Below are 21,908 nucleotides of genomic sequence, written 5' to 3' on the forward strand. Positions count from 1 at the left end.
GTGACCATTGTGGCAAGATTTTTTATCGAACGGCCAATTTTTGCCATTGTTATTTCTATAATGATTGTAGTAGCAGGCACGATTGCCGGGCTGAATCTCCCCATCGCCCAGTACCCGCAGATCCAGCCGCCGACGGTATCGGTGGCGGCTGCGTATATCGGGGCCAACGCCGAGGTAGTCAACCAGACGGTAGCCCAGGTTTTGGAAGAGCAGATCAATGGTGTGCAGGGCATGAACTATATGAGCTCAAACTCCGATGACTCGGGCGCCTACAGCCTGGAGGTTGTCTTTGATTTGGGAGTCGATGGCGATATTGCCGCCGTTAAGGTCCAGAACAGCGTTGCCCAGGCTAACGCCTCCTTGCCGGCCGAGGTAACTGCGGCCGGCATCACCACCAGAAAAGCATCTTCCGACATGGCGATGATGCTGAGCATCTATTCGCCGCAGGGTACTTACGACAGTACATTTTTGACTAATTATTTCAATGTCTATTTGAAGGATGCGGTTAAACGGGTTAACGGTGTCGGGGATGTCATGGTGCTGGGAGCCGATTTTTCCCGGCGTATCTGGATCAATCCCGACCGCATGGCCGAACTGGGGTTAACGGTAACCGATGTGATCGAGGCTGTGCGGGAACAAAATGTTCAGGCGCCGGCCGGTACCATCGGTGCTATGCCTGTACCCAAAACACAGGAATTTCAATATACCGCGAGAGTGCAGGGCCGTTTAGTCAGTATCGCCGATTTTGAAAATATCATCGTCAAGGCTCAGCCTAACGGCTCTTTTATTTATCTGAAGGATATTGCGCGGATTGAAAATGCGGGGAAAGAACTAAATTACACGGCGAAACAGGATGGCGCCGATACGGTTGCGGTGGGCATTCAACTGACCAGTGATGCCAACACAATGAATACCATTCAAGGGGTAAATCAGGCTATGGCGGCGGCAGCGGCCGATTTTCCGCCGGATATGAAATACGGGGCTATTTTTGACACTACCGAGTATATTGCGGAATCCATGACCGAGGTGGTTAAAACCTTTCTGGAAGCCATGGCCCTGGTTATGATTATTGTCTTTATTTTTCTGCAAAGCTGGCGGGCAACCCTGATCCCGATGCTGGCCGTGCCCGTATCGTTGATTGGGACCTTTGGCGCCTTTATGCTGCTGGGCTTCTCCATCAACACGCTGACTCTGTTTGCGATGGTGCTGGCCATCGGCCTGGTCGTCGATGATGCCATTGTCGTGATTGAAGCAGTTGAGCATCACATCCGCTATAATAAACTGACACCGCTGGCGGCCACAAAACGGGCCATGGACGAAGTGTCGGGACCGGTGATTGCCATCGCTTTTGTGCTGGCTGCCGTATTTATCCCGGTTGCTTTCATCGGCGGCATGGTGGGCGTACTCTACCGTCAGTTTGCCCTGACCATTGCGGTGTCGATGGCTTTATCCGCTTTTGTCGCCTTGTCGCTGACCCCGGCCCTGTGTGCTATGTTGTTAAAACCCCATGAAGAGCAGGCAAAGAGCAGGGTTATGGGCAGATTATTCGGCCGGTTTAATGACTGGTTTGACCGGACTACCAGCGCGTACAGTGAAACGGTAAAATCATTAATCGCCAAAGCAAGGTATTGTTGTATCTTTCTGTTGATCCTCCTGGTGGGAACGGTGTACTTATACAAAATTGTGCCGACGACGTTTATACCGGATGAAGATCAGGGATTTTTTGCGGCGGTTGTCAATCTGCCGGAAGGGGCCAGCATGAACAGGACCCAAGCGGTAACCGACCGGGTGGCTGCAGAAATCAGACAACTGCCGGGGGTCGACAAGGTCATTTGGGTTGTCGGCTTTGATTTGTTGTCAAGCGGGGCCAAAGCCAACGCGGCAACCCTGTTTGCCGGGCTGGAGCCGTGGAGCCAGCGCAGGGACCCGGCCACCCAGATCGATTCTCTCCTTAATCAGGTGATGGCCGGCGGGGAACAAGTTCCGGAAGCTTCGATTATGGCCTTTAACATTCCCTCTTTGCCGGGTCTGGGCATGGTAGGCGGGTTTACGCTGGTGCTGCAGGACATGTCCGGCCACAGCAAGGAAGAGCTGGATACGATTACAAGGGACTTTGTCCTGGCCGCCAATCAGCTGCCGGAAGTAACGGCAGTATATTCCACCTATAAAAGCGATTCTCCCGGTTATGAATTTGTAGTGGACCGGGAAAAGGTGAAAAATATGGGGATTGCGTTAAATGATGTATTCACGGCTTTGCAGGTTAATTTCGGCGGCACCCAGGTAAATGATTTCAATATGTTTAACCGTACCTATAAAGTGGTTATGCAGGCCGATACGATGTTCCGCAATGAAGCGGACATGACGCGGTTTATCAATGTCCGGTCAGCGAATGGCACCATGGTTCCGTTAGATACCCTGCTGACCCCGAAGCTGACTACCGGGCCGTCCATTATTTCCCGGTTCAATGCCGCGCGCAGCATTCCGATAAACGGCTCCGTCAGCGAAGGTTACAGCTCGGGCCAGGCCCTGGCTGCCATGGAGAGACTGGCCAGGGAAACGCTGCCGGCCGGATTTAATGTGGAATGGTCAGGGCAAAGCCGGGAGGAAAAAAAGGCCGGCAGCACGACTATGCAGATTCTGGCGCTGGCCCTGGTATTTGTCTTTTTATGCCTGGCGGCGCTGTATGAGAGCTGGAGCATTCCGTATGCGGTTATGCTTTCCGTGCCAACCGGCATTTTCGGGGCCTTACTGTCTCAATATGTTATGAATCTGCAAAACAGTGTCTATATGCAGATTGGGGTAATTATGCTAATTGGCTTAGCCGCCAAAAATGCAATTTTGATCGTCGAATTTGCGAAAGTCAGGGTGGATAAAGGGATGGAACCGGTTAAAGCCGCGATTGAGGCCGCCGCTTTGCGGCTGCGGCCGATTCTGATGACCTCCTTTGCCTTTATTATCGGCTGCCTGCCGCTGGCGCTGGCCAGCGGCGCCGGGGCCGGGGCCAGGCAGGCAATGGGCACTGCGGTTGTTGGCGGCATGACGATCGCCACCGCGTTGGGCATTTTTCTCATCCCCGTATTATTTGTGGTTGTGGAATGGGTTGCGGCTAAATTGCCCGGGAAGAAAAAGCAAGCGGCCGGCTGCTCCGACTGATATTTTGCGAATTAAGAACAGCTCATCTGGCCAAAGTCAGGTGAGCTGGCTTTATACGGGTTTATTTCCATATATTTCTGGTTTTTGGCGCTGTTGTTCTTGACAAAGCAATTGCTCTGTACAATAATAACAGCTAACAAACATTAGCTGAATTTGCCTGCCGTAAAATTCTGTTTTAAAAGAGCTAAAATCATGAACCGCTACTGGCTTGATGTATTGGTGGCAATATTGCAGGAATGCCCGGGTTTCCGGCCTTAAGCATTCTGCCACCCCGGCTGAGTGAAGGCCATGTGGCAGCGCCTGCATGGTAAATGCGAATTCATTGTGAGGAGGAGAAAACCTATGTTAAAGAAAATTGCTTTAAAATTATTGTTACACAAATGGAAACGAGGCGGGTTTAACGTCGTGTTTTGGGATGGCGAACAAGAGTCTTACGGCGATGAGGCGCCGGCATTTACAATTACATTCAAACAGGAACCTCCCCTCAGGATTGGCAGTGACGATGCTGTGCTATTGCTGGGAGAAGCCTATATGGACGGTATCCTTGAGATTGAAGGCTCAATGGACGAGGTGCTGCGCGTTGTTTTTCTTAACAGCCCTCCCGGGGCAAACGCTGCCGACAAAAAAGCAAATGCCCAGTCAGATTCCGCCGCCCAACAGAGAAATATCCACCATCATTATGATCTGGGCAATGACTTCTTCAAACTATGGCTGGATGAAACCATGAGCTATTCCTGCGCTTATTTTAAGACGCCTGACGATTCCCTGACCCAGGCCCAGCTCCAGAAAATCGATCATATCCTGAAAAAAATAAATCTCAGGCCCGGGGACCGGTTGCTGGACATTGGCAGCGGCTGGGGCTGGCTCATTATTAAAGCCGCACAGCAGTACCAGGTGCAGGCTACCGGCATTACCCTGAGTACAGAGCAATACCAGGGGACCAGACAGCGTATCAGGGAGCTGGGGTTGGAGCAGCAGGTGGATATCCAACTAGTAAATTACCAGGACTTTGAAGCCAGCCAGCCCTGTTTTGACAAAATAGTCAGTATCGGGATGTTTGAGCACGCCGGCCGGGAAAACCTGGCCAAGTATATGCGTAAAGTCAGCGATTTGCTGGTGCCTGGCGGCGTATCCCTAGTACATACGATAACCGGCATGTTTGAAGAAACCAGCAATGCCTGGATAGGGAAATATATCTTTCCCGGCGGTTATGTGCCGTCATTGCGGGAAACCGTATGGTTGCTGCCTCAATTCGATTTTCACCTGCTGCATGCGGAAAGTCTGCGCCTGCACTATGCGATGACACTTGACCGGTGGTACAAAAACTTCGCCGGACAGCTTAGCGCTGTCCGGGCCAAGTATGATGAGCGCTTTATCCGCATGTGGAGTTTGTATTTGCGCGGCTGTGCTGCGGCTTTTCGGGTTTCCGGGCTGGATGTCTATCAGTTATTGTTTACCAAAGGCTTAAATAATGACCTTCCTTTAACTTACCGGCATCTTTATCATGATGCAATATAACCTTACCAGCAAGGGACGGGATAAAGAGCGCAATACTCGTTAGTAACCGTGTAATTCGTCAGTCCAAGCCGCCCCTGGCCTGAAAGTGCGGCTTTAGGCCGCTCCTTTACTTGCAGGGGCAAATATAAGGCCGGTCCGGTTTGGGCACAGTTTTGGCAGTGGTAACGTTAACCACGGCCATATTTTTTTTCTGCTGTTTTTCCACCTGAATCGTACCCCTGACGGTCAGCCAGGTGTCTGTCGGATAAGTGGTGGCAGTGCCATATACGTCCCTAGGGAGAGCGTTGGCAATAGCTTCGATAACCGGCATGCTCTCACTCTTCCGTACATGCTACCTAATAATATTTACACTAAATATTTACAATTACAATTCATTGTAGTATAATCGTAAATAGTAATATTATTATTTAAGAGGTAACGCATATGGAAAAATGGATTGCTGCCCTGCGGGCACAAGGCTTTAAGGTTACACCACAACGCCGGGTTGTGATTGAGGCGTTGCAAACAGGGGGCAAGTTTACTACCGCTCAGCAAGTGTTAGAGGCGGTACGGCAGAAGTTTCCCGAGATGAGTCTGGATACCGTTTATCGCAATTTGAGCCTGCTCGTTGAAATCGGCCTGGTGCATGAGGTGCGGACCAAGGGGCGGGAGGGCAATGTTTTTGAGATTGCTGTAGCCGGCCATCATCATCACACGGTATGCCTGCAATGTGGCAAGGCCGAGTGCCTGGATTTTTGCCCTATCCATGAACAGGATTTGGCAAGGGCCGAGGGGGGCGGTTTTAAAATTACTGCTCATTCCCTGGAATTCTATGGCTATTGCGCCGCTTGCCGCCAGACCGGTTGATGCGGTCACATATATAAGGGGGTTGCTTATGAAACTTATGGTAAAAATTGGACTGATGTGCCTGTTGGGGGCGGCTGTGTTACTGGCAGGCTGCGGCGGCAAAACAAAATCCACCCAGTCGTCACCGGATAAGCTTAAGGTTTTCGCGACGGTGTATCCTGTATATGATTTTGCCAAACAGGTGGGCGGCGATAGGATTGAGCTGGTCATGCTGATGCCGCCAGGGGCGGAACCCCATGACTGGGAGCCAACGCCCCAGGATATTATCAAGCTTAAGTCGGCGCAGCTGGTGCTCTATCATGGCGCCGGGCTTGAACCTGTTGATAAGCTGCTGAGTAAAGACGTACTGGCGACCGTAAAAGCTGTCGAGGTGAGTAAAGGCATTACCCTGCTTGCCAGCCAGGAAGACCACGGGCATGCAGACGAAGCGGACGACCATCATCATGATCAGGATGAAAAGACAGAGCACCATGCGCATGAGTCGGAGACAGATCCCCATGTCTGGCTTGATCCGGTCAATGCCCAGCAGGAGGTAAAGACCATTGCCGCGGCCCTGAGTGAGGTGGACCCTGCCAATGCCGACTATTACCAACAGAATGCGGAACGGTTTATTCAGGAATTAGCCCAACTGGACAATGACTATCAAGCCACGCTGGCTAAAGCGGCCAGGCGCGATATCATTACCAGCCATATTGCCTTCGGTTATCTGGCTAAGCGGTATAACCTTGAACTGATTGGCATCATGGGGCTAGCGCCGGATAGCGAGCCTACGCCCGACAAAATGGCCAAAGTCGTTGATTTTTGCCGGACCCACCAGGTTAAATACATATTTTTTGAAACCCTGGTCAGCCCCAAACTGGCTGAAACCATTGCTAAAGAAACCGGGGCAGGCCTCCTGGTGCTCAATCCGCTGGAAAACCTGACTGCCGAGGAAATGAAACAGGGTAAAGACTATTTATCGGTTATGCGGGAGAATTTGGCCAATCTGGCTAAGGCTTTACAATAATAAATACCCAATAATCTACAGGCAGCAAGGGAGTTCCTGTCTGTAATGCTTATTCGCTATTGTGGAGAATAGATATAGAAAACGACTTGGCTTGTGCCAAGTCGTTTTTACTTGCCCCGTCAGAATTTATAAAAATTCGCTGCTATGATCTAAGGGATAAGAAAAATCTTTGACTTCTACCGGCGTCCTCTAGGACCTGGTATAAGCCATGTAGAGCATGTAAAAAATCCTGCTGAGTCAGCAGGATTTGAAAGCCGGTATTAGTCTTTTAACTGGGAAACCAATGCCTGAGGAGCCGTTGCTGACTGCGCCAAGGCGGCAATGCCTGCCTGCTGGGCTGTCTGTAAGTGAATAAGGGGAGCAGCTTCTGCAGCTGCGGTGGCCGCAGCCACCCGCATTTCCGGTTCACTGGCCGGTAACCGGTTGGGTAGCGTATTTTGGCTGCCGCTTAATTCTACTAAATAGGCCGGGCCGATCCGGGTGTTTAGGTCCTCAGTTTTGTCAGCCGCGCCTGTTGCCAAACCTGTCGTAATACGAGTTTCCTGGGTCTTGTCTGTTGCTGATTTTGTAAATTGATAATCGGTATCTGCAATCATAAGGTTTACCGACGGCATAGCCTGCACCTCCTGCAATCTTCACCTTACCCCTACTATGCTACCATACCCATGAAATGTCAAGACAAATCATTAAAAAAGCAGACGGTTTCAGTCAGCCCGGGTCCCGCGCACTTGACGCCGGCGCTTCAGGCCCCTGAACGAAAGGTTTTGTGACAGTCAGCAGCCACATACCGAGCACGATGAGTAATCCCCCCAGCCAGTGGCTCCAGTTTATTTGCTCATCGAGCAATAATACCGACAAAATCAGGGCAGTCAAAGGCATTAAGCCGGAAAATGCCGCTGCCACTGCCACGTCGCAGCGTTTGATTCCCTGGTACCAGCAAATAAACGCCAGGGCTGTAACGAAAAAACCATACCAGGCTAAGGCCAGCCAGCCGCTTACCGGTAGTGATAAAAGTGCTTCTGCCTGGTTTTCTGCTATTGCCGGGCCAAGGCAGATCACTAAGGCCGTACCTGCTACCAGGGAAGCCCAGACAGCGGGCTGTACAATCAGTGCTTGACCGGCCGCAGTTGTAATACTGCTGCGGCGGGACAACAGGTTGAACAGAGACTCACTCAGGGCGGCGCAAAGCACCAGTAGATTGCCCGGCAGGTGATTGTCCGCCCAAACAATACCGGCAGACCATAATCCCTGGATGGTCAAAATGCCGGCAACTGTGCAGCCGATGCCCAGACAGCGCGCCGGGCTTAAGGGTTCCTGCAAAAAAATCCAGCCCAGCAAGGCCGTAAACGCCGGGGTCGCCCCGGTGAGCAAGCCTGCTTCGCCTGCGCTGGTGTGGCGCAGTCCCAGCAGTAAAAACAGCCGGAATAAAAAAATGCCCAGTAATGCCTGCAGCAGCAGTCGGCGCCAGTCATTGCCGGTCAGCCGCCCCAGGCTGCTGAGAATCTCAGGCCCATAGAATGGCACCAGTCCCAGCAGGGCAAAGAACAGGCTGACGGCGGTAATGGTAAAAGGCTCTAATACTTCGCAAACCAGGCGGCCGGCTATGATCGAAGTGCCCGCCAGGCTAAAGGCTGCGGCCAAAAACAGTGCTCCGGCAACTGACTGCATGATAAATCCCCCTCTCTGGCTATTTACGCTTCCAGTTATGATATAATAGTAACAAATTGACTGGTATTAGCCAGAGCCAGTAGAAGGCGAAAATCAGGGTGCCAGTTAGGAGGGCTCATGTGGGGAATTGCGTTGCAGCGTCATAGCGAGGTTGCTTTAGCCCGTCAGCTTTATCAAATACTGCGCGAGAAGATGACCGACGGGCAGCTTAGACCGGGGGAGGCGCTGCCCTCCACCCGGGAACTGGCCAAACAGTTGGCTTTATCCCGGAATACAATCTGTGAGGCCTACGAAATGCTGGCGGCAGAAGGGTACATTATCAGCAGCCAGGGGGCAAAAACCAGGGTCGCTGATGGCTTGCAGCTGGAGAAAGCAGCGCCGGCGTTTACAGAAAATACCCCGCCGGCAGCACCGGCTATTGCCGCTGATTTTCAGACAGGCCGCCCGGATATCCGGCAGTTTCCCAGACATCTCTGGCTGCAATTGCTGCGTAAGGCGACCAATGAACTTTCGCCTCAGCTGTGGGGCTATTCAGGCCCGGCCGGTCTGCCGGTCCTGCGGCGGGAGATTTCTGCCTGGCTGTACAGAAGCCGGGGGCTTGCTGCTGAGCCGCAGGATATTTTCATTACCGCCGGTGCCACCCAGGGGCTGAAGCTGCTGGCCGGCGAAGGACAGGCGATGATTCTGGAGGACCCCTGCCACAGCGGCCTGCGGCAGGTATTGCAGAACCGGGGCATTTCGATTTATCCGGTGCCGGTCGACCGGCAGGGGCTGCAAACCGGCAATCTGAACAGAAACGGCGCGTGTGCAGTCTATGTGACCCCGTCCCATCAGTTTCCCCTGGGCGGGATCCTGCCGGCCAGCCGTCGCGCCGAGCTGGTCCGTTATGCCCGGGAGAACGGGCTGTATTTGCTTGAAGACGATTACGACAGCGAGTTTCGCTATGCGGGACCACCGGTGGCCCCGCTTTATTCCCTGGACCCGCAGCAGGTGATTTACATCGGTACGTTTAGTAAAATCCTGTTTCCGGCCTTGCGTATCGGCTATGTGATTCTGCCGCGCCGGCTGCAGGCACGGTGGCGGCACCTGCGTACCTATGCCGATGTCCAGAACCCGCCTTTTGCCCAGGCCGCCCTGGCTGAGTTCCTGCAGAACCGCAAGCTGGACCGGCATATCCAAAATATGCGCAGGCTGTACGGACACCGGCGCCACATACTGCTGCAGACGCTGACGGCAATGTTTGGCCCTGGCTGGTCGGCCTGGGGGGATACCGCCGGCCTGCATCTGGCCGTGGAATTTCCCGGTATGCGTTTTGATGATATGTTTGTCCGGCACTGCCAAAGTAAGGGGCTGCGGCTGGCGACGGTTGAAACTCACTGCCTCCGTAAAGGCGAGCATCGGGACAAGCTGCTGTTGGGCTATGGACACCTGGAACCGGCGGAAATTAAACAAGGCCTGGCCTTATTGCGTACTGCTTTCCCCGCTTAGCCAAAGGGGGAAAGGACACAAAAAACACTGCCGGCGCGTCAGTCACTAGACTGAGCCGGCAGTGTTTTTTTAGATCTGGGTTACCCGGTTGCTGGTCCTGGCCGGGTCCGGTTAAAACGTATAGTTGATACCGAAGCCGACACCATCAGCGGTGTCTGTATCGTCTTCCTTGTAGGATTTATAGCCAAGGTGCAGAGCGGTTTGATCAGTCAACTGGTAGTTTAGACCGGTTTGCCACTCGGTGGCAAGACTGTTTGTTGTTACCGATGCATAGCCGTCAAGCCTCGGGCCTAAGTTGGTGCTGGCGCCGATGCCGTAAAATACCTTGGAGCCTTCGTCGTAATCACGGTTGCCAAGCATAAGCCGGAAATTCGGGTCAAGCTTGTAATGGGCGTAGATGTCGGTTGTCTTGGCAGAATAGCCGGAGTAAGCATAAGAATTTCTTTCCAGGCCGAGAATTACTTTGTCTGACAATGCATGTTCCAGATAAAAGCTGTCGTCGTTAAGGTCTTCCCCGTATACGGACAGGTTGTAGTGGTTGTAGCCAATGGTAGAATCACCTTGCTGTAAATCAGTCAGCGGCGCGGCGAAGCCGACGCTGGCCGTAAGCATTGTTCCGGTGAGAATAGTCAGGATTTTTTTATTCATGATATATATTCCTCCTCTGAATAGAGTAATCTGTGAGGTTCTACCCAAAGATTACCACAAATGTGTGACAAAAATGTGACAACTGCCAGACCGGGCAAACTATGATTTCCGCGGTTGCTTTTAAGAACTGGCGTCATATCTTCGATATATATAATATAACAAAGAAGCAACAGGGTCAAGGGAGGTGAATTTCAATGCAGAGTATATCCTTAGATGAAATACAGCCGGGGATGCTTTTGGCAAAACCCCTTATTCTGGCGGATGGCACAATTTTACTCCATGAGGGCACCGAGGTAAAGGCCCGATATATCAATTATCTGCGTGATAAAGGGTTTACCTCCTTGTTTGTCGGCGAAACTGCTGTTACTGTTGAGGACGTAGAGGACTGCTATGATTCCAAACATAAACAAGCGGCTATGGCCGCAGCCCATGAGGTAGTGAATCAGTTTCGCGTTGGCAAAGGCATTCAGCTGGACCGGGTAAAAATGATTGTCAGTGACCTGATTGACCAGCTTGGCCAGAAACCGGAAAACATGATTCACCTTCTCGATCTGCGCCGTAAAGAAGAGTATATGTTTTCTCATGCCGTCAACACCTGCATTTTGTCGGTTATGACCGGGCTGGCCATGGGGTATGATGCCAAACAGTTAAGTGAACTGGGGTTGGCAGCCATGCTGCATGATATCGGTAAAATTAGATTTTCCCCGCAATTAGCCCGGCAATTTCCCCATTATTTAACCAAACAGGACAAAGAGGAGTACCGGCGGCATTCTTTCTATTCTTTGGAAATCCTGCGGGAGAACACTACTTTGTCAACTGAGGTTATTAATGCCTGCTTCCAGCATCACGAGCGCTGGAATGGCAGCGGTTATCCCCTGGGGCTCAAAGGGGCTGCTATTTCCGAATATGCGCAAATTATCAGTATTGCCGATGTGTATGACCGTTTGCTGGTGGGGATGCCGCACCGTCTGCCAACACCTATCTATTATGCGGTTGCTATTTTGAACAAAGCCGCCGGCGAGTATTTTAATCCGGCGATTGTCGAGCGGTTCAATCAGAATGTAGCTGTTTACCCCATGGGCAAGACGGTGAAGCTTAGCAATCAGCAGAGTGGCCTGATTCTGGGGGTTGGCATCAAGAGTAAAACGATCCCTGTTGTTCGCCTTACCGCCGGCCAGGACGGCAATGATATCAATCGGATTGTGGAGCTGGATTTGGCAAAAAATCCTGACCTTTTCATCCTGGATATTGAAGAATTATATTCAAGTTATGCCCAGGCCTATGCCGATCGTGCGCATGTGTATCATACAAAAATCGAGCAGGTATGACCGGGCAAGGTACAGGACTAAATAACCAAGGCTGCCGCCGGCAGCCTTGGTTATTAACGCTTGGTTTTTATTGAACGTTATACAGGCCTTTACTGCTCAGGTAGTTGAAGATCCCTTCACCGTGCTTTTGCTCTTCTTTTTGGATATGGTTCAAAGCCTGGCGCACATTGGTGTCGGTAAATTCAAAAATAGCTGTGTCATAGGTGTTAGAGACATATTTCTCTGTCATCAGCATATCTTTACAAAGCATGGCATCGGCAGTGTTCGTGCTGGCAGCAGAGGCAGACGGGGCTGCCGCCGTTGCCTGACCGGATTGAGACTGGGCCTGCGCGGGCTGTTGCCCCTGCTGGGCCTGGTTCATATTGGGAACCTGCCCGTTCATGATGGCGGTTATTGTATTCAGGTGCTGCTGCTCCTGTTGCGCGAAAGATTGAAATAACTGTTTAAGTTGAGGATCACTTGCCTGGGCGGCATATTTCTGATACTTTTCAATACATACTTTTTCATGGGTTTCCTGGTCTTTCAGAAGGGTTGTTTCTTTCTGGGTAAGTTGTAATGCCATAGGTCAGCCTCCCTTGTTTTTTTATCCTGATAGAAAGTATACCTTTCGCCTGGATAAGGGCAACAGCGGCTTACGCTTTCGCCAACGGCTCGGCGCAAGCCGTGTTTTCTTTATAGCTTTCCCAGGATCGCAGTGGTCATTCCCTACCGGCAACATTTTGCTGGCCGCGGTTGCTTTTACAGTTCCCAATAGATACTAAGAAACGAAAAAGTGCGTACTTGCCAAAAAAACTATTATTGTCTATCATTACATCAGATGATAAAAATGGGGAAACTTACTATAAAGGAGTGAAAGTATGAAAAAATCAATCGGTGCCAAGACCTTTGCCATGCCTGCGCCGGTATGGGTGGTAGGGACCTACGGGGCCAACGGCGAGCCGAATATCATGACTGCTGCCTGGGGTGGCATTTGCTGCTCAACCCCGCCGTGCGTAGCCGTGTCTTTGCAAAAGATCCGGGCCTCCTACGACAATATTATTAAACGCAAAGCCTTCACTGTCAGCATACCGTCGAAAAAGTTTATTAGTGAAGCTGATTTTGCCGGAATGGTCAGCGGCAAAGACGCGGATAAATTTGCCGCTGCCGGTTTGACCGCTGTTAAAAGTGAACTGGTGGATGCCCCGTATGTGCAGGAGTTTCCCCTGATATTGGAATGCAAATTAGTGCATACAATTGAGATCGGGCTGCATACCCAGTTTATTGGCGAGATTGTTGATGTCAAAGCAGAGGAAGCTGTGCTGGGCGACAATGGTCTGCCGGTGCTGGGAAAGGTAGATCCCTTTTCCTACAGCCCGCCGGAAAGGTTATATTATGGTGTGGGTCAGAGTGTAGGGCAGGCCTATTCTCTTGGTTTGAAATTTAAAAAGTAAATGAGCGGAGGCTGTCTATGATTGTTTTAGTAGCAACTATGAAGGCCAAGCCAGGTAAAGAAACAGAGCTTGAGAATATTCTTACATCAGTCATGCCCAAGGTAGAACTGGAACAGGGTACGCTGCAATATGTGCTGCACCGTTCGCAGCAGGACGCCGGTAAGTTTCTTTTTTACGAAAAGTACGTGGATAAAGCAGCCCTTGACTTTCATGGGTCTACCCCCTATCTGCAAGAACTGTTTAAAGCAATTGCCGGCCTGTTGGCAGAAAAACCGACTATTGACTTATATGAAGAGGTTGCGGGTATCAGTAAATAAATTGAAATGGCAAGACCTTTATTCAGCCTGCTGCAGGCCGGAATAAAGGTCTTTTTTAGATAAGGCAATATCTGCTTTCTTCAATCATACGGCTGCTGCAGGCAGGTCAGAACTCCAGGCGTACCTGGTAACGGGAGACAGGCAGCCCGTTTTTTTCCCTAGTCGGTTGCATAATTTACAGTCTATGGGTTAATATAAGAAAGCTCTGACGTGCTCGACACACGTCAGACCGGCAAGTTGTCTAGCCGAACGGTTAGCCCGGATCAAAGGCTATAAGAAATAACCGCAATTCCTGAAGTGAACCCCTTTTATTATACCAGTAAATTCCAGACTCAACAATATACGGGGACATTTGTTAGATATTTGGGGACGCCAGACTGTGCGAAAGCAGTCTGACGTCCCTGTTGTCCTCTGCTATCAAAAATAAGAAAGCCATGCCGGTATTCCGCCTGGGAAGGCCCGGCCAGCCATCCAGTATCCAGCCTTGGGACTGAAGTGGTAACGCCAGGTCTAAGCGCAGGCAGGAAGGGCAGTGGGCCGAAAGCGCACGCTGAAGATGCAGAAGGCAACTGAAGACAAAACACTTCATAAAAGTCTATTGCAGAACCGTATCACACTGGCCACGGCAAAAAATATAAACCTCCTGTCAGAGCTCGTGTAGCTCTGACAGGAGGTTTATGCCTTTAGCGGTAATGTCGCTTTTTTTTCTCAATAAACTTGGTGAGCGTTTTATATTTCTTATCTGTACCTATTTAAAATGTAAGTTCTGCCTATTTTAATAGTATCAAAATTGTTTTATAATACAAACATGTTTTGCAAAAGGTCTAATAGTGGTGATAGTAAAACTCAAGCTTTAATAAGACGGGAAAGGTGGAAAAAACAGTATGGAACAACGGTCTTTCAGTCAAACAAAACAACTAGTCTATGCAGCATTGGGCATTGCTCTCGTATTTATTTGTACAGTATTTGTTAATGTTCGTCTTCCCATTGCTGCTAATGGCGGTTTAATTCATTTAGGGAATGTGCCTTTATTTATAATTGCCATTCTTTACGGGCGCCGGTTTGGCGCTTTGGCGGGAGGAATTGGCATGGCTCTTTTTGACGTGGTGGGCGGCTGGTTTCTGTGGGCGCCCTTTACCCTGATCATTGTCGGGTTCATGGGGTATACGGTCGGCGCTATTTGCGAAAAGAACCAGACTCTTAAGGCTTATGTCCTGGCTTTGGCAGCGGCTTGTATTATTAAGGTAGTTGGTTATTATGGTGCCGAAGGGATTATTTACGGCAATTGGCTCGCGCCGATGACATCGGTACCGGGTAATCTCGTTCAGATCGGCGTGGCGTCAGTAATTGTGCTGCCTGTCGTGCTCAAGTTGAGAAAGCATAGAGCCTTTTTATCCGGGCAGGAGGCGGCGGATAAAAAACATCGCCAACTGTCTTGCTAAAACGTACCGGATACTACTTGAAAATCTGCTCCAAAATATATAGCCTTGAGAAAGGAGCGATTTCACTGCCTGACATTCGTGTTCATCTCTACTTTAACGTTAACTGGGGCCAATAGGCAGGAAGCCCTTTACCGGTTGCGCCCCAATGCAATCCCGTGTGCGCAGCTTCGATTGCGCGAATGAAGCTGCAATCACGGGCTTTGTCAAGAGCGGTGGCGATATTGTCAAGATTTTTTAAATATCGGCGTTTTCTCTCGAAAGCCGTGTTTTCTTCTCCCTAGAGTGTGCAGGAATAAGATGAATAATAGCGAATACGGTAATAGAATATTTTTATAATTTAACTATAATTAATCTATTACAATCTGATAGGTGGTCTATGAAAGCTAAAATAGTTGCCGGCATTGATGCCGGTTCTTCGGCAATTAAGCTGACGTTGTATGATGGCAAAACCATGGCCAATAGCCTTTGTCCGGCCGGCTGGGCGCCGCAGGAGCAGGCCGCCGGTCTGCTGGCGGCGGCATTGGCCGGCAAAAGCCCGGCGCAGGCGGCTTATATTGTGGGGACAGGTTATGGCCGGCTCGGTCTGCCGTTTGTAACTAAGGCCATGACGGAAATAACCTGCCATGCCAGAGGGGCAGGTTATTTATTGCCGGCAGCCAGGACGGTCATTGATATCGGCGGCCAGGATGCCAAGGCCATCAGGGTGGATGAGGCCGGCAAGGTTGAGGATTTTGTGATGAATGATAAATGTGCGGCCGGCACCGGCCGGTTCCTGCAGGTTATGGCGCAGGCCCTGGGGCTTGCCATTGCTGACATCGGTGCGATTGAGGCCGATCCGGACGGCCCGGCATGTAGGATAAACTCGATGTGCACTGTCTTCGCCGAATCCGAGGTGATTGGCCTTGTCAACCGGGGCGTCCCCCGGGAGGCAATTATTGCCGCCTTGCATACTTCAATTGCCAATAGGGTGGCAGTTATGGCCGCCGCCATTCAGCCGCTGCCGCCGGTGGCGTTTACCGGCGGCGTGTCCCAGAACCAGGCTCTCCGGCGTCAGCTGGCGCTGCGGCTGGGGCTGTCTGTTATTACCACCGGGCAGGCAATATTTGCCGGTTCGATCGGGGCGGCACTGTATGCCTGGGAGGCTGCCGGTCAGCTTTAAAAACTTGTATAAATGGGGGAGCAGTTTATGGCAGATGCGTTTACGATGCTTAAGGATATTAAGGCAGCAGGCAAAAAGGTTGTCGGTTTTTACTGTGTCTATGCACCGCAGGAGCTTGTGCTGGCGGCCGGTGCCCTGGGGTTTTCCCTGTGCGCGACCAAAGAAGAGGGGATTCCCGACGGGGAGAAGTCACTGCCCCGTAATTTCTGTCCGCTGATTAAATCTTCCTATGGCCTGGCGGTGACGGATAAGTGTCCGTATTTTCTGTATGCCGACCTTATTATTGGCGAAACAACCTGTGACGGCAAGAAAAAAATGTTTGAGCTTATGAAAGGCTTTAAAGCGGTGCATGTCATGAAAATGCCGCAAAGTTATCTGGCTGACAGCGACAAGGCTTATTGGCTCCATGAGGTACAGGTATTAAAGGAACTGCTGGAGGCTGAGCTTGATACCCAAATTACTGATGAAAAACTGCAGGCCGCCATTCAGGTCCTGAACGAAGAACGGCGGCTGATGCAGCAACTGGCCGGCTATTTGAAAAATGACCCGGTCCCCATGACCGGTCAGGATTTCCTGAAGCTGCTCTGGGGCCGGAACTTTGTGACCGACCGGGCCGCGTTTGCCGAGCAAATCAAGGCGGTTATCAGTGATATCGAAGAGAGTGTCGCCAATGGGGAAGCGGCCAGGCCCCAAGGCGCCAAGCGGATTTTGGTTACCGGTGTGCCGACCGGGGTCGGCGCCGACAAGGTGATCAAGATTATTGAAGACTGCGGCGCCGCTGTCGTCTATATTGAAAACTGTTCAGGGATGAAGCAGTATGTTACGCTTGTGGATGAAACCAAGCCGCCGCTGACGGCTATTGCTGAGAAATATCTGGCGATTCCCTGTTCCTGTATGAGCCCGAATCCCACCCGGATGGAGCAGCTTGACCAACTGGTCGGGGAATATCGCGTTGACGGTGTTGTTGATATTACCTGGCAGGGCTGTCATACCTACAATGTTGAAAGCCGGGTGGTAAAAGAATTTTTAAAACAAAACGGCAATACCCCGTTTTTGCAGATCGAGACCGATTATTCCCAGGGCGATGTTGAGCAAATCACAACCAGGGTCCAGGCTTTTCTGGAGATGATGGGATAACTCACATACGCTGCCGGCAGCAGCCGGCAACAGGGCAGCCCGCGCAGGCGGGCTGTTTTTTGCAATGCCGTTTGGCATGCTCCACAATCAGGCCGTGAAACTCCCCGTACAGATACACATCCTGCGGCAGGTGCGCTTCCAGCTGCAGCCGCAAGCCGTCATAAGTGGCCGGGAGGTCATAACCAAGCCGGTGCAATAGGCGTTTTGTATAGGTATCTACCACAAAAAAAGGTTTGTTCAGGGCATACAACAGGATGGAATCAGCGGTTTCCCGGCCGATGCCTTTTACGGCCAGCAGTTCAGCCCGGAGTGCTTCGCCGTCACCGGCGGCCGCTATTTTTATATTATACTCATACTTTTCATACCACTGGGTCAGAGCTTTTAGTTTCAGCGCCTTTTGGTTATAATAGCCGCTGGAGCGGATGAGCTGGGCCAGTTCTTCGGTCTGTACCCCGGCAATAAAGGCTGGCGATAACCGGTCGCCTAAATTGGTCAAGGCCTTTTCCACATTGGTCCAGGTGGTATTTTGCGTCAGAATGGCACCTGCCATCATTTCAAAGGGTGTCTCGGCCGGCCACCAGTTTCGCTGACCATAGGCAGTCAGCAGGGTATTGTATAGCTCATATAATCCACGCATACTATTGCTCCTTACCATTATGCCGGGCGGCGTAGTCGGGAGGACAAAATCCCTGTATCTATTATAATCGGTTTTATGGTTAAATGCCTCCTTAAATTGTAAAAAAAGCAAAGGATATACTTGACAAATGTTCTCAGCTTAGCTATCATTTATACATTACAACCCGCTAATTTCATATTAACTCTTATCCAGAGAGGTCGAGGGACTGGCCCGATGACACCCGGCAACCGGCGTATTTACGCAGAGGTGCTAATTCCAGCAGGAATCAGTAGATATTCCTGGGAGATGAGAGGGATTAGGTATATATTAATATGCCCCCTCTAGCGAGGGGGTTTTCAATTTTTATTACCTAGTGCCTTGACAAAGTCAAATGTTAGGTTATACAACGCATCTTTTCCCGCACTGCTTCGTTGTCGTCGCCTTACAGATTGCCGATCTGCGCGGTTCCTCCGCCTTACATTGCGAAAAAATCTACGTTGTCTAAAACTAACATCTAACTGTGCCAAGGCACTAGTACCTTGACAAAGTCAAATGTTAGGTTATACAACGCATCTTTTCCCGCACTGCTTCGTTGTCGTCACCTTACAGATTGCCGATCTGCGCGGTTCCTCCGCCTTGCATTGCGAAAAAATCTACGTTGTCTAAACCTAACATCTAACTGTGCCAAGGTACTGGTTAAATCATTACAAAGGGGGCTAAGTTCATGGTTGTTACCTTTTTTCCCGGTTTTAGATGGCGGTCACAGCTCAAGCTGGCCCAAATTGCCAGCCCGGAAGATCCTTTTACCCTGGAGCAGGGCGGTTGTTTAACCGAGATAACGGTGGCGTATGAAACCTATGGTACACTGTCTGCGGCCGGTGACAATGTCATCCTGGTGGCGCATGCGCTGACCGGTGACAGCCACCCGGCGGCCCACGGGCCCTATGATGAGCAAGGCTGGTGGGAACCGTTAATCGGTCCCGGGCGGACGCTTGACACCGACCGGTTTTATGTTATTTGCGCCAATGTGCTCGGCGGCTGCCAGGGGACAACAGGTCCCGCTTCGCCTGATCCGGCTACCGGCCGGGCCTATGGCATGGGTTTTCCGGAGATAACCGTTAAAGATATGGTAAAGGTCCAGAAACGGCTGTTGGAAGTGCTGCGGATTCAGCACCTGGCGCTGGTCATTGGCGGTTCGATGGGCGGGATGCAGGCGCTGGAATGGGCGGTAAGCTATCCGGGTTTTATTGATGCCGTTGTTGTGATTGCCGCCCCAGGCTATGCAGCCCCTCAGGCCATTGCCTACAATCGGGTGGGCCGCCAGGCGGTTATGCTTGATCCCGCCTGGCAAAACGGTAATTATTATGGCGGGCCTGGCCCGGAGAAAGGCCTGGCGGCGGCCCGGGCCCTGGGCATGATTACCTATCAGAGCGAGTTGTCTATGGCCTATAAGTTTGGCCGGCGCACACGGAGCGGACAGTTTGAAGTGGAAAACTATTTAGACTACCAGGGCGCGAATATCGTTAAACGCTTTGATGCCAATTCCTATCTCTATCTGTTGCGGGCCCTGGATCTTTTCGATATAAGCGCCGGTTACGCAACGTATGAGGATGCTTTGGCCCGCATCGATGCCCGGATGCTGATTGTCGGGGTCAGTTCCGATATCCTGTACCCGCCGCATCAGCAGGAAGAATTGGCGGCAACCTTGCGCCGGGTGGGCATCCGGGCCGAATTGGCGGTGATTAACAGCCCGCACGGTCATGACGGATTTCTGATCGATTTTCAATTGCTCAGGCCAATCCTTACCCGCTTTATTGATGCCGCCCTGCCGGCGCCGGTTACTGTGCCGATCAGGCAATGGTTCCGGTTCCGGGCGTCCAGCCTGGCCTATCTCGGCGCCCGCCTGATGCCGGCGGTAGAGCTCCGGGAGGTGTGAGCGTAACCCTTTCTCCCTTGTATAACTACAGGTAATTATGCCTATGCATAATAGATATTTTACTTAAGTGGCCGATACCTTTACAATCAATGTAAGCGCCAGTCATTTAGGTAAAGGGGAGAAACATATGCAAGCGTTACTAACATGGCTATTCGGCTATAAACTGCCGTCCAATGATAAGGGGTTAACAAAACCGGGTGTGCTTGTTGATAAACGGGAAAAAATTGTACCCATTCCTGTTACGCAGGACATAACCAGGACCAAGGAATTTTGGGACCGGGCTGTACCCTCGTAACCACAAAATACTCTTGACAGTTATTGGTAAGGCCAGCCATAGTATAAGGTATATAGTTCTTTTTTGAACTATGTACCTTATTTTTTGATGGAGGAGCATATTTTTTTGTGGACATTCTGCATTTAACATATTTTATTGAAGTAGCAAAGCAGGGGAGTTTTACCAGAGCAGCCCAGGCACTTCATGTTTCGCAGCCGTCTATCAGCAAGATGGTGCGCAATCTGGAGAATGAACTCGGGGTTATCCTGATCGACAGGTCAGGCCGGAAAACTAAACTGACTGATGCCGGCCAGGCGCTTTATGAACACGGGATTAACATCATCGCTTCGCTCAACAATGCCGCTGCCGACCTGGATGCGTTGATCGGCTGCCGCAAAGGGCAGATTCGTATTGGGATTCCGCCAATGGTTGAGACGAGCTTTTTTGCGATTGCTATTGGCGAATTTAAGAAAAAATATCCTGATATTCTGATTGATTTAATCGAGGTTGGTTCGAAAGCGATTGAAAAGATGGTGGAAGAAGGTCAGCTGGAAATCGGGGTCGTAGTGTTGCCCGTTAAAAATAAAGCAAACTTTTCGCTGTTTGCTTTTGTTAAAGATCCGATCCAGCTCATTGTTCACCCGGAGCACCGGCTGGCGGCCCGGGATATTGCCCATATTACGGACTTAGCCGATGAGTCGGTGGTTATGTATCGTAAGGACTTTGCCCTGCATGACCATATTATCGAAAAGTGCCGGGAATATGGTTTTATGCCCAGGGTATTGTGCGAAAGCTCGCAGTGGGATTTTATGGTGGAAATTGTGGCCGCTAAGCTGGGGGTGGCCCTGTTGCCCAAAATGGTATGTGCCAAACTGGCGGGTGGTGTTGTGAAAGCCTTGCCCCTGGCGGAGGAAATCAGGCCCTGGCATTTGGCTGTAATCTGGAAAAAAGATACCTATTTGTCCTATGCCGCCCGGGAATGGCTGAATTATACCGCCTGTTTATTTGGTGTTGACGTAAGACTGAAATGAAGCCGGACTCCAGGCCGGCGCAGAAGCGGCCTGCTGAACAAAAAAAAAGCCTTAGACACCTGGTCTTTAGGCTCATGACGTGGGCATATTTAATGCCTGTATATAGTTTACACTTTACAGAACTATAAGTAAAATACATAAAACGAATAGCTTTTATTACCTAAAGTTATATATGCCGTACTGCTGCTGGCTGTGGGGGTCTGGACGATGGTGCGGGTGCGGGACTAAGAGCAGGCAAGGAAACAACAATAAAACAGGCAGGGTGGCTAGCCACCCTGACTGTTTGCTATCCTATAGGGTCATGACTACTTTTCCGAGCACATGACTGACCGGAACGGGTCCGATATAGCGGCTGTCGCTGGAGTTGTTGCGATTATCGCCTAACACGTACACCTGGTTGGACGGGATAATGACCTTTTTCGGAGCGGCTACCCGCATAGTTTCCTTGAGATAAGTTTCGTCAAGCAAGGTGCCGTTACGGTATACTTTTCCATCCTTGATTTCAATGGTATCGCCCGGCTTGCCGACAACCCGCTTTATCCAGATATGATTGTCGACCTCGGCCAGTTTGGCAACACTAAGATAAGTGGAGACCGGGTCGGCCAGGTCGTCTTTTACGCTGCGCTCCCGGAACACACGGCTGTCAATAATAACAATGTCACCATATTCAGGCACATTGGCAAAGGTGTGGGACCACTTCGATACAAAAACATAATCATTGTTATGCAGGTTGGGCTCCATCGAGTTCCCTACTACCCGGGTGGGCTGAAAGACAAAGGCGTTAATCACAATGGCCAGTGCTAAGGCCACAGCCAGGCTATAGGCCCAGTCGGCAATTTCTTTAATGAGTTTCATTATTGAATTCCCCCTAATATTAAAAGTTTAACAGATAGCGTTAGCGGGGGCAAGGG

General features: G+C 50.8%; 21 protein-coding genes and 1 riboswitch. Of the genes, 14 read left to right on the top strand and 7 right to left on the bottom strand.

Going from position 1 to position 21,908, the window contains the following annotated elements:
• Positions 1 to 9: 9 nt before the first annotated feature.
• A complete protein-coding gene (locus SPTER_RS03290) occupies positions 10 to 3,153 on the top strand; it encodes an efflux RND transporter permease subunit (protein WP_144349040.1) in 3,144 nt (1,047 codons plus the stop codon).
• 342 nt (positions 3,154 to 3,495) lie between these two features.
• Complete coding sequence (locus tag SPTER_RS03295; RefSeq protein WP_144349041.1) at positions 3,496 to 4,671, top strand: SAM-dependent methyltransferase; 1,176 nt, start codon at positions 3,496 to 3,498, stop codon at positions 4,669 to 4,671.
• A gap of 106 nt (positions 4,672 to 4,777) precedes the next feature.
• Here the strand turns inward: SPTER_RS03295 and SPTER_RS03300 are convergent, their stop codons facing one another.
• Positions 4,778 to 4,981 (bottom strand): TIGR03943 family putative permease subunit, encoded by a 204-nt coding sequence (locus SPTER_RS03300; protein ID WP_144349042.1) that lies wholly within the window; start codon positions 4,979 to 4,981, stop codon positions 4,778 to 4,780.
• A gap of 113 nt (positions 4,982 to 5,094) precedes the next feature.
• On the opposite strand from SPTER_RS03300, the gene SPTER_RS03305 reads away from it, so the two are divergent.
• Positions 5,095 to 5,517, top strand: a complete 423-nt coding sequence (locus tag SPTER_RS03305; protein WP_144349043.1) for a Fur family transcriptional regulator — start codon at positions 5,095 to 5,097, stop codon at positions 5,515 to 5,517.
• A 28-nt stretch (positions 5,518 to 5,545) separates the two neighbouring features.
• Positions 5,546 to 6,523 carry a metal ABC transporter substrate-binding protein gene (locus tag SPTER_RS03310; protein ID WP_246105462.1) on the top strand — a complete coding sequence of 326 codons (978 nt, stop codon included), beginning with the start codon at positions 5,546 to 5,548 and terminating at the stop codon, positions 6,521 to 6,523.
• Positions 6,524 to 6,783: 260 nt separating this feature from the next.
• On the opposite strand, the gene SPTER_RS03315 is transcribed toward SPTER_RS03310, so the two are convergent.
• Both SPTER_RS03315 and SPTER_RS03320 read right to left on the bottom strand, forming a co-directional pair.
• Positions 6,784 to 7,137, bottom strand: a complete 354-nt coding sequence (locus SPTER_RS03315; RefSeq protein ID WP_144349044.1) for a hypothetical protein — start codon at positions 7,135 to 7,137, stop codon at positions 6,784 to 6,786.
• A gap of 94 nt (positions 7,138 to 7,231) precedes the next feature.
• Positions 7,232 to 8,191 (bottom strand): DMT family transporter, encoded by a 960-nt coding sequence (locus SPTER_RS03320; RefSeq protein ID WP_144349045.1) that lies wholly within the window; start codon positions 8,189 to 8,191, stop codon positions 7,232 to 7,234.
• A 117-nt stretch (positions 8,192 to 8,308) separates the two neighbouring features.
• Between SPTER_RS03320 and pdxR the strand changes: the two genes are divergently transcribed.
• The gene (pdxR, locus tag SPTER_RS03325; RefSeq protein ID WP_144349046.1) at positions 8,309 to 9,679 is read left to right on the top strand and encodes a MocR-like pyridoxine biosynthesis transcription factor PdxR; all 1,371 of its coding nucleotides are present in this window, start codon (positions 8,309 to 8,311) and stop codon (positions 9,677 to 9,679) included.
• Positions 9,680 to 9,790: 111 nt separating this feature from the next.
• On the opposite strand, the gene SPTER_RS03330 is transcribed toward pdxR, so the two are convergent.
• Entirely contained in the window at positions 9,791 to 10,327 is a 537-nt protein-coding gene (locus SPTER_RS03330; protein WP_144349047.1) for a hypothetical protein, read from the bottom strand.
• A gap of 194 nt (positions 10,328 to 10,521) precedes the next feature.
• Between SPTER_RS03330 and SPTER_RS03335 the strand changes: the two genes are divergently transcribed.
• On the top strand, positions 10,522 to 11,655 hold the full coding sequence (locus SPTER_RS03335; protein WP_144349048.1) for an HD-GYP domain-containing protein: 1,134 nt from the start codon (positions 10,522 to 10,524) through the stop codon (positions 11,653 to 11,655).
• 67 nt (positions 11,656 to 11,722) lie between these two features.
• On the opposite strand, the gene SPTER_RS03340 is transcribed toward SPTER_RS03335, so the two are convergent.
• Positions 11,723 to 12,217 carry a spore coat protein gene (locus tag SPTER_RS03340; RefSeq protein ID WP_144349049.1) on the bottom strand — a complete coding sequence of 165 codons (495 nt, stop codon included), beginning with the start codon at positions 12,215 to 12,217 and terminating at the stop codon, positions 11,723 to 11,725.
• A 295-nt stretch (positions 12,218 to 12,512) separates the two neighbouring features.
• Between SPTER_RS03340 and SPTER_RS03345 the strand changes: the two genes are divergently transcribed.
• The 5 genes from SPTER_RS03345 (at position 12,513) to SPTER_RS03365 (ending at position 17,140) form a co-directional block, all read left to right on the top strand.
• Positions 12,513 to 13,085 (top strand): flavin reductase family protein, encoded by a 573-nt coding sequence (locus tag SPTER_RS03345; protein WP_144349050.1) that lies wholly within the window; start codon positions 12,513 to 12,515, stop codon positions 13,083 to 13,085.
• Positions 13,086 to 13,102: 17 nt separating this feature from the next.
• Positions 13,103 to 13,402 carry a putative quinol monooxygenase gene (locus SPTER_RS03350; protein ID WP_144349051.1) on the top strand — a complete coding sequence of 100 codons (300 nt, stop codon included), beginning with the start codon at positions 13,103 to 13,105 and terminating at the stop codon, positions 13,400 to 13,402.
• Positions 13,403 to 14,286: 884 nt separating this feature from the next.
• Complete coding sequence (locus SPTER_RS03355; RefSeq protein ID WP_144349052.1) at positions 14,287 to 14,844, top strand: ECF transporter S component; 558 nt, start codon at positions 14,287 to 14,289, stop codon at positions 14,842 to 14,844.
• A 376-nt stretch (positions 14,845 to 15,220) separates the two neighbouring features.
• Entirely contained in the window at positions 15,221 to 16,003 is a 783-nt protein-coding gene (locus SPTER_RS03360; RefSeq protein ID WP_144349053.1) for an acyl-CoA dehydratase activase, read from the top strand.
• 27 nt (positions 16,004 to 16,030) lie between these two features.
• Positions 16,031 to 17,140 carry a double-cubane-cluster-containing anaerobic reductase gene (locus tag SPTER_RS03365; RefSeq protein WP_211367430.1) on the top strand — a complete coding sequence of 370 codons (1,110 nt, stop codon included), beginning with the start codon at positions 16,031 to 16,033 and terminating at the stop codon, positions 17,138 to 17,140.
• A gap of 1 nt (position 17,141) precedes the next feature.
• On the opposite strand, the gene SPTER_RS03370 is transcribed toward SPTER_RS03365, so the two are convergent.
• Complete coding sequence (locus SPTER_RS03370; protein ID WP_211367432.1) at positions 17,142 to 17,777, bottom strand: endonuclease III domain-containing protein; 636 nt, start codon at positions 17,775 to 17,777, stop codon at positions 17,142 to 17,144.
• Between the two features lie 181 nt (positions 17,778 to 17,958).
• A riboswitch (SAM riboswitch) is annotated at positions 17,959 to 18,069 on the top strand.
• Between the two features lie 411 nt (positions 18,070 to 18,480).
• On the opposite strand from SPTER_RS03370, the gene metX reads away from it, so the two are divergent.
• From metX to SPTER_RS03380, 3 genes are all read left to right on the top strand, one after another.
• Complete coding sequence (gene metX / locus SPTER_RS03375; RefSeq protein ID WP_144349056.1) at positions 18,481 to 19,692, top strand: homoserine O-acetyltransferase MetX; 1,212 nt, start codon at positions 18,481 to 18,483, stop codon at positions 19,690 to 19,692.
• A gap of 127 nt (positions 19,693 to 19,819) precedes the next feature.
• Entirely contained in the window at positions 19,820 to 19,987 is a 168-nt protein-coding gene (locus tag SPTER_RS24525) for a hypothetical protein (RefSeq protein WP_170233130.1), read from the top strand.
• Between the two features lie 107 nt (positions 19,988 to 20,094).
• Positions 20,095 to 20,997, top strand: coding sequence for a LysR family transcriptional regulator (locus SPTER_RS03380; RefSeq protein WP_144349057.1), 903 nt, complete (start codon positions 20,095 to 20,097; stop codon positions 20,995 to 20,997).
• Between the two features lie 291 nt (positions 20,998 to 21,288).
• On the opposite strand, the gene lepB is transcribed toward SPTER_RS03380, so the two are convergent.
• On the bottom strand, positions 21,289 to 21,852 hold the full coding sequence (gene lepB / locus SPTER_RS03385; RefSeq protein WP_144349058.1) for a signal peptidase I: 564 nt from the start codon (positions 21,850 to 21,852) through the stop codon (positions 21,289 to 21,291).
• Between the last annotated feature and the right edge of the window lie 56 nt (positions 21,853 to 21,908).

This window comes from Sporomusa termitida, from assembly GCF_007641255.1.
GTDB classification, from domain to species: Bacteria; Bacillota; Negativicutes; order Sporomusales; family Sporomusaceae; genus Sporomusa; species Sporomusa termitida.

Bases quoted from the DNA above. Each gene is read 5' to 3' on its own strand.
- SPTER_RS03320 (WP_144349045.1), bottom strand. From the start codon at position 8,191: ATGCAGTCAGTTGCCGGAGCACTGTTTTTGGCCGCAGCCTTTAGCCTG.
- SPTER_RS24525 (WP_170233130.1), top strand. From the start codon at position 19,820: ATGCAAGCGTTACTAACATGGCTATTCGGCTATAAACTGCCGTCCAAT.
- SPTER_RS03295 (WP_144349041.1), top strand. From the start codon at position 3,496: ATGTTAAAGAAAATTGCTTTAAAATTATTGTTACACAAATGGAAACGA.
- SPTER_RS03350 (WP_144349051.1), top strand. From the start codon at position 13,103: ATGATTGTTTTAGTAGCAACTATGAAGGCCAAGCCAGGTAAAGAAACA.
- SPTER_RS03365 (WP_211367430.1), top strand. From the start codon at position 16,031: ATGGCAGATGCGTTTACGATGCTTAAGGATATTAAGGCAGCAGGCAAA.
- SPTER_RS03310 (WP_246105462.1), top strand. From the start codon at position 5,546: ATGAAACTTATGGTAAAAATTGGACTGATGTGCCTGTTGGGGGCGGCT.
- SPTER_RS03305 (WP_144349043.1), top strand. From the start codon at position 5,095: ATGGAAAAATGGATTGCTGCCCTGCGGGCACAAGGCTTTAAGGTTACA.
- SPTER_RS03345 (WP_144349050.1), top strand. From the start codon at position 12,513: ATGAAAAAATCAATCGGTGCCAAGACCTTTGCCATGCCTGCGCCGGTA.
- SPTER_RS03315 (WP_144349044.1), bottom strand. From the start codon at position 7,137: ATGCCGTCGGTAAACCTTATGATTGCAGATACCGATTATCAATTTACA.
- metX (WP_144349056.1), top strand. From the start codon at position 18,481: ATGGTTGTTACCTTTTTTCCCGGTTTTAGATGGCGGTCACAGCTCAAG.
- SPTER_RS03330 (WP_144349047.1), bottom strand. From the start codon at position 10,327: ATGAATAAAAAAATCCTGACTATTCTCACCGGAACAATGCTTACGGCC.
- SPTER_RS03370 (WP_211367432.1), bottom strand. From the start codon at position 17,777: ATGCGTGGATTATATGAGCTATACAATACCCTGCTGACTGCCTATGGT.
- SPTER_RS03340 (WP_144349049.1), bottom strand. From the start codon at position 12,217: ATGGCATTACAACTTACCCAGAAAGAAACAACCCTTCTGAAAGACCAG.
- SPTER_RS03300 (WP_144349042.1), bottom strand. From the start codon at position 4,981: ATGCCGGTTATCGAAGCTATTGCCAACGCTCTCCCTAGGGACGTATAT.
- SPTER_RS03360 (WP_144349053.1), top strand. From the start codon at position 15,221: ATGAAAGCTAAAATAGTTGCCGGCATTGATGCCGGTTCTTCGGCAATT.
- SPTER_RS03335 (WP_144349048.1), top strand. From the start codon at position 10,522: ATGCAGAGTATATCCTTAGATGAAATACAGCCGGGGATGCTTTTGGCA.
- lepB (WP_144349058.1), bottom strand. From the start codon at position 21,852: ATGAAACTCATTAAAGAAATTGCCGACTGGGCCTATAGCCTGGCTGTG.
- pdxR (WP_144349046.1), top strand. From the start codon at position 8,309: ATGTGGGGAATTGCGTTGCAGCGTCATAGCGAGGTTGCTTTAGCCCGT.
- SPTER_RS03355 (WP_144349052.1), top strand. From the start codon at position 14,287: ATGGAACAACGGTCTTTCAGTCAAACAAAACAACTAGTCTATGCAGCA.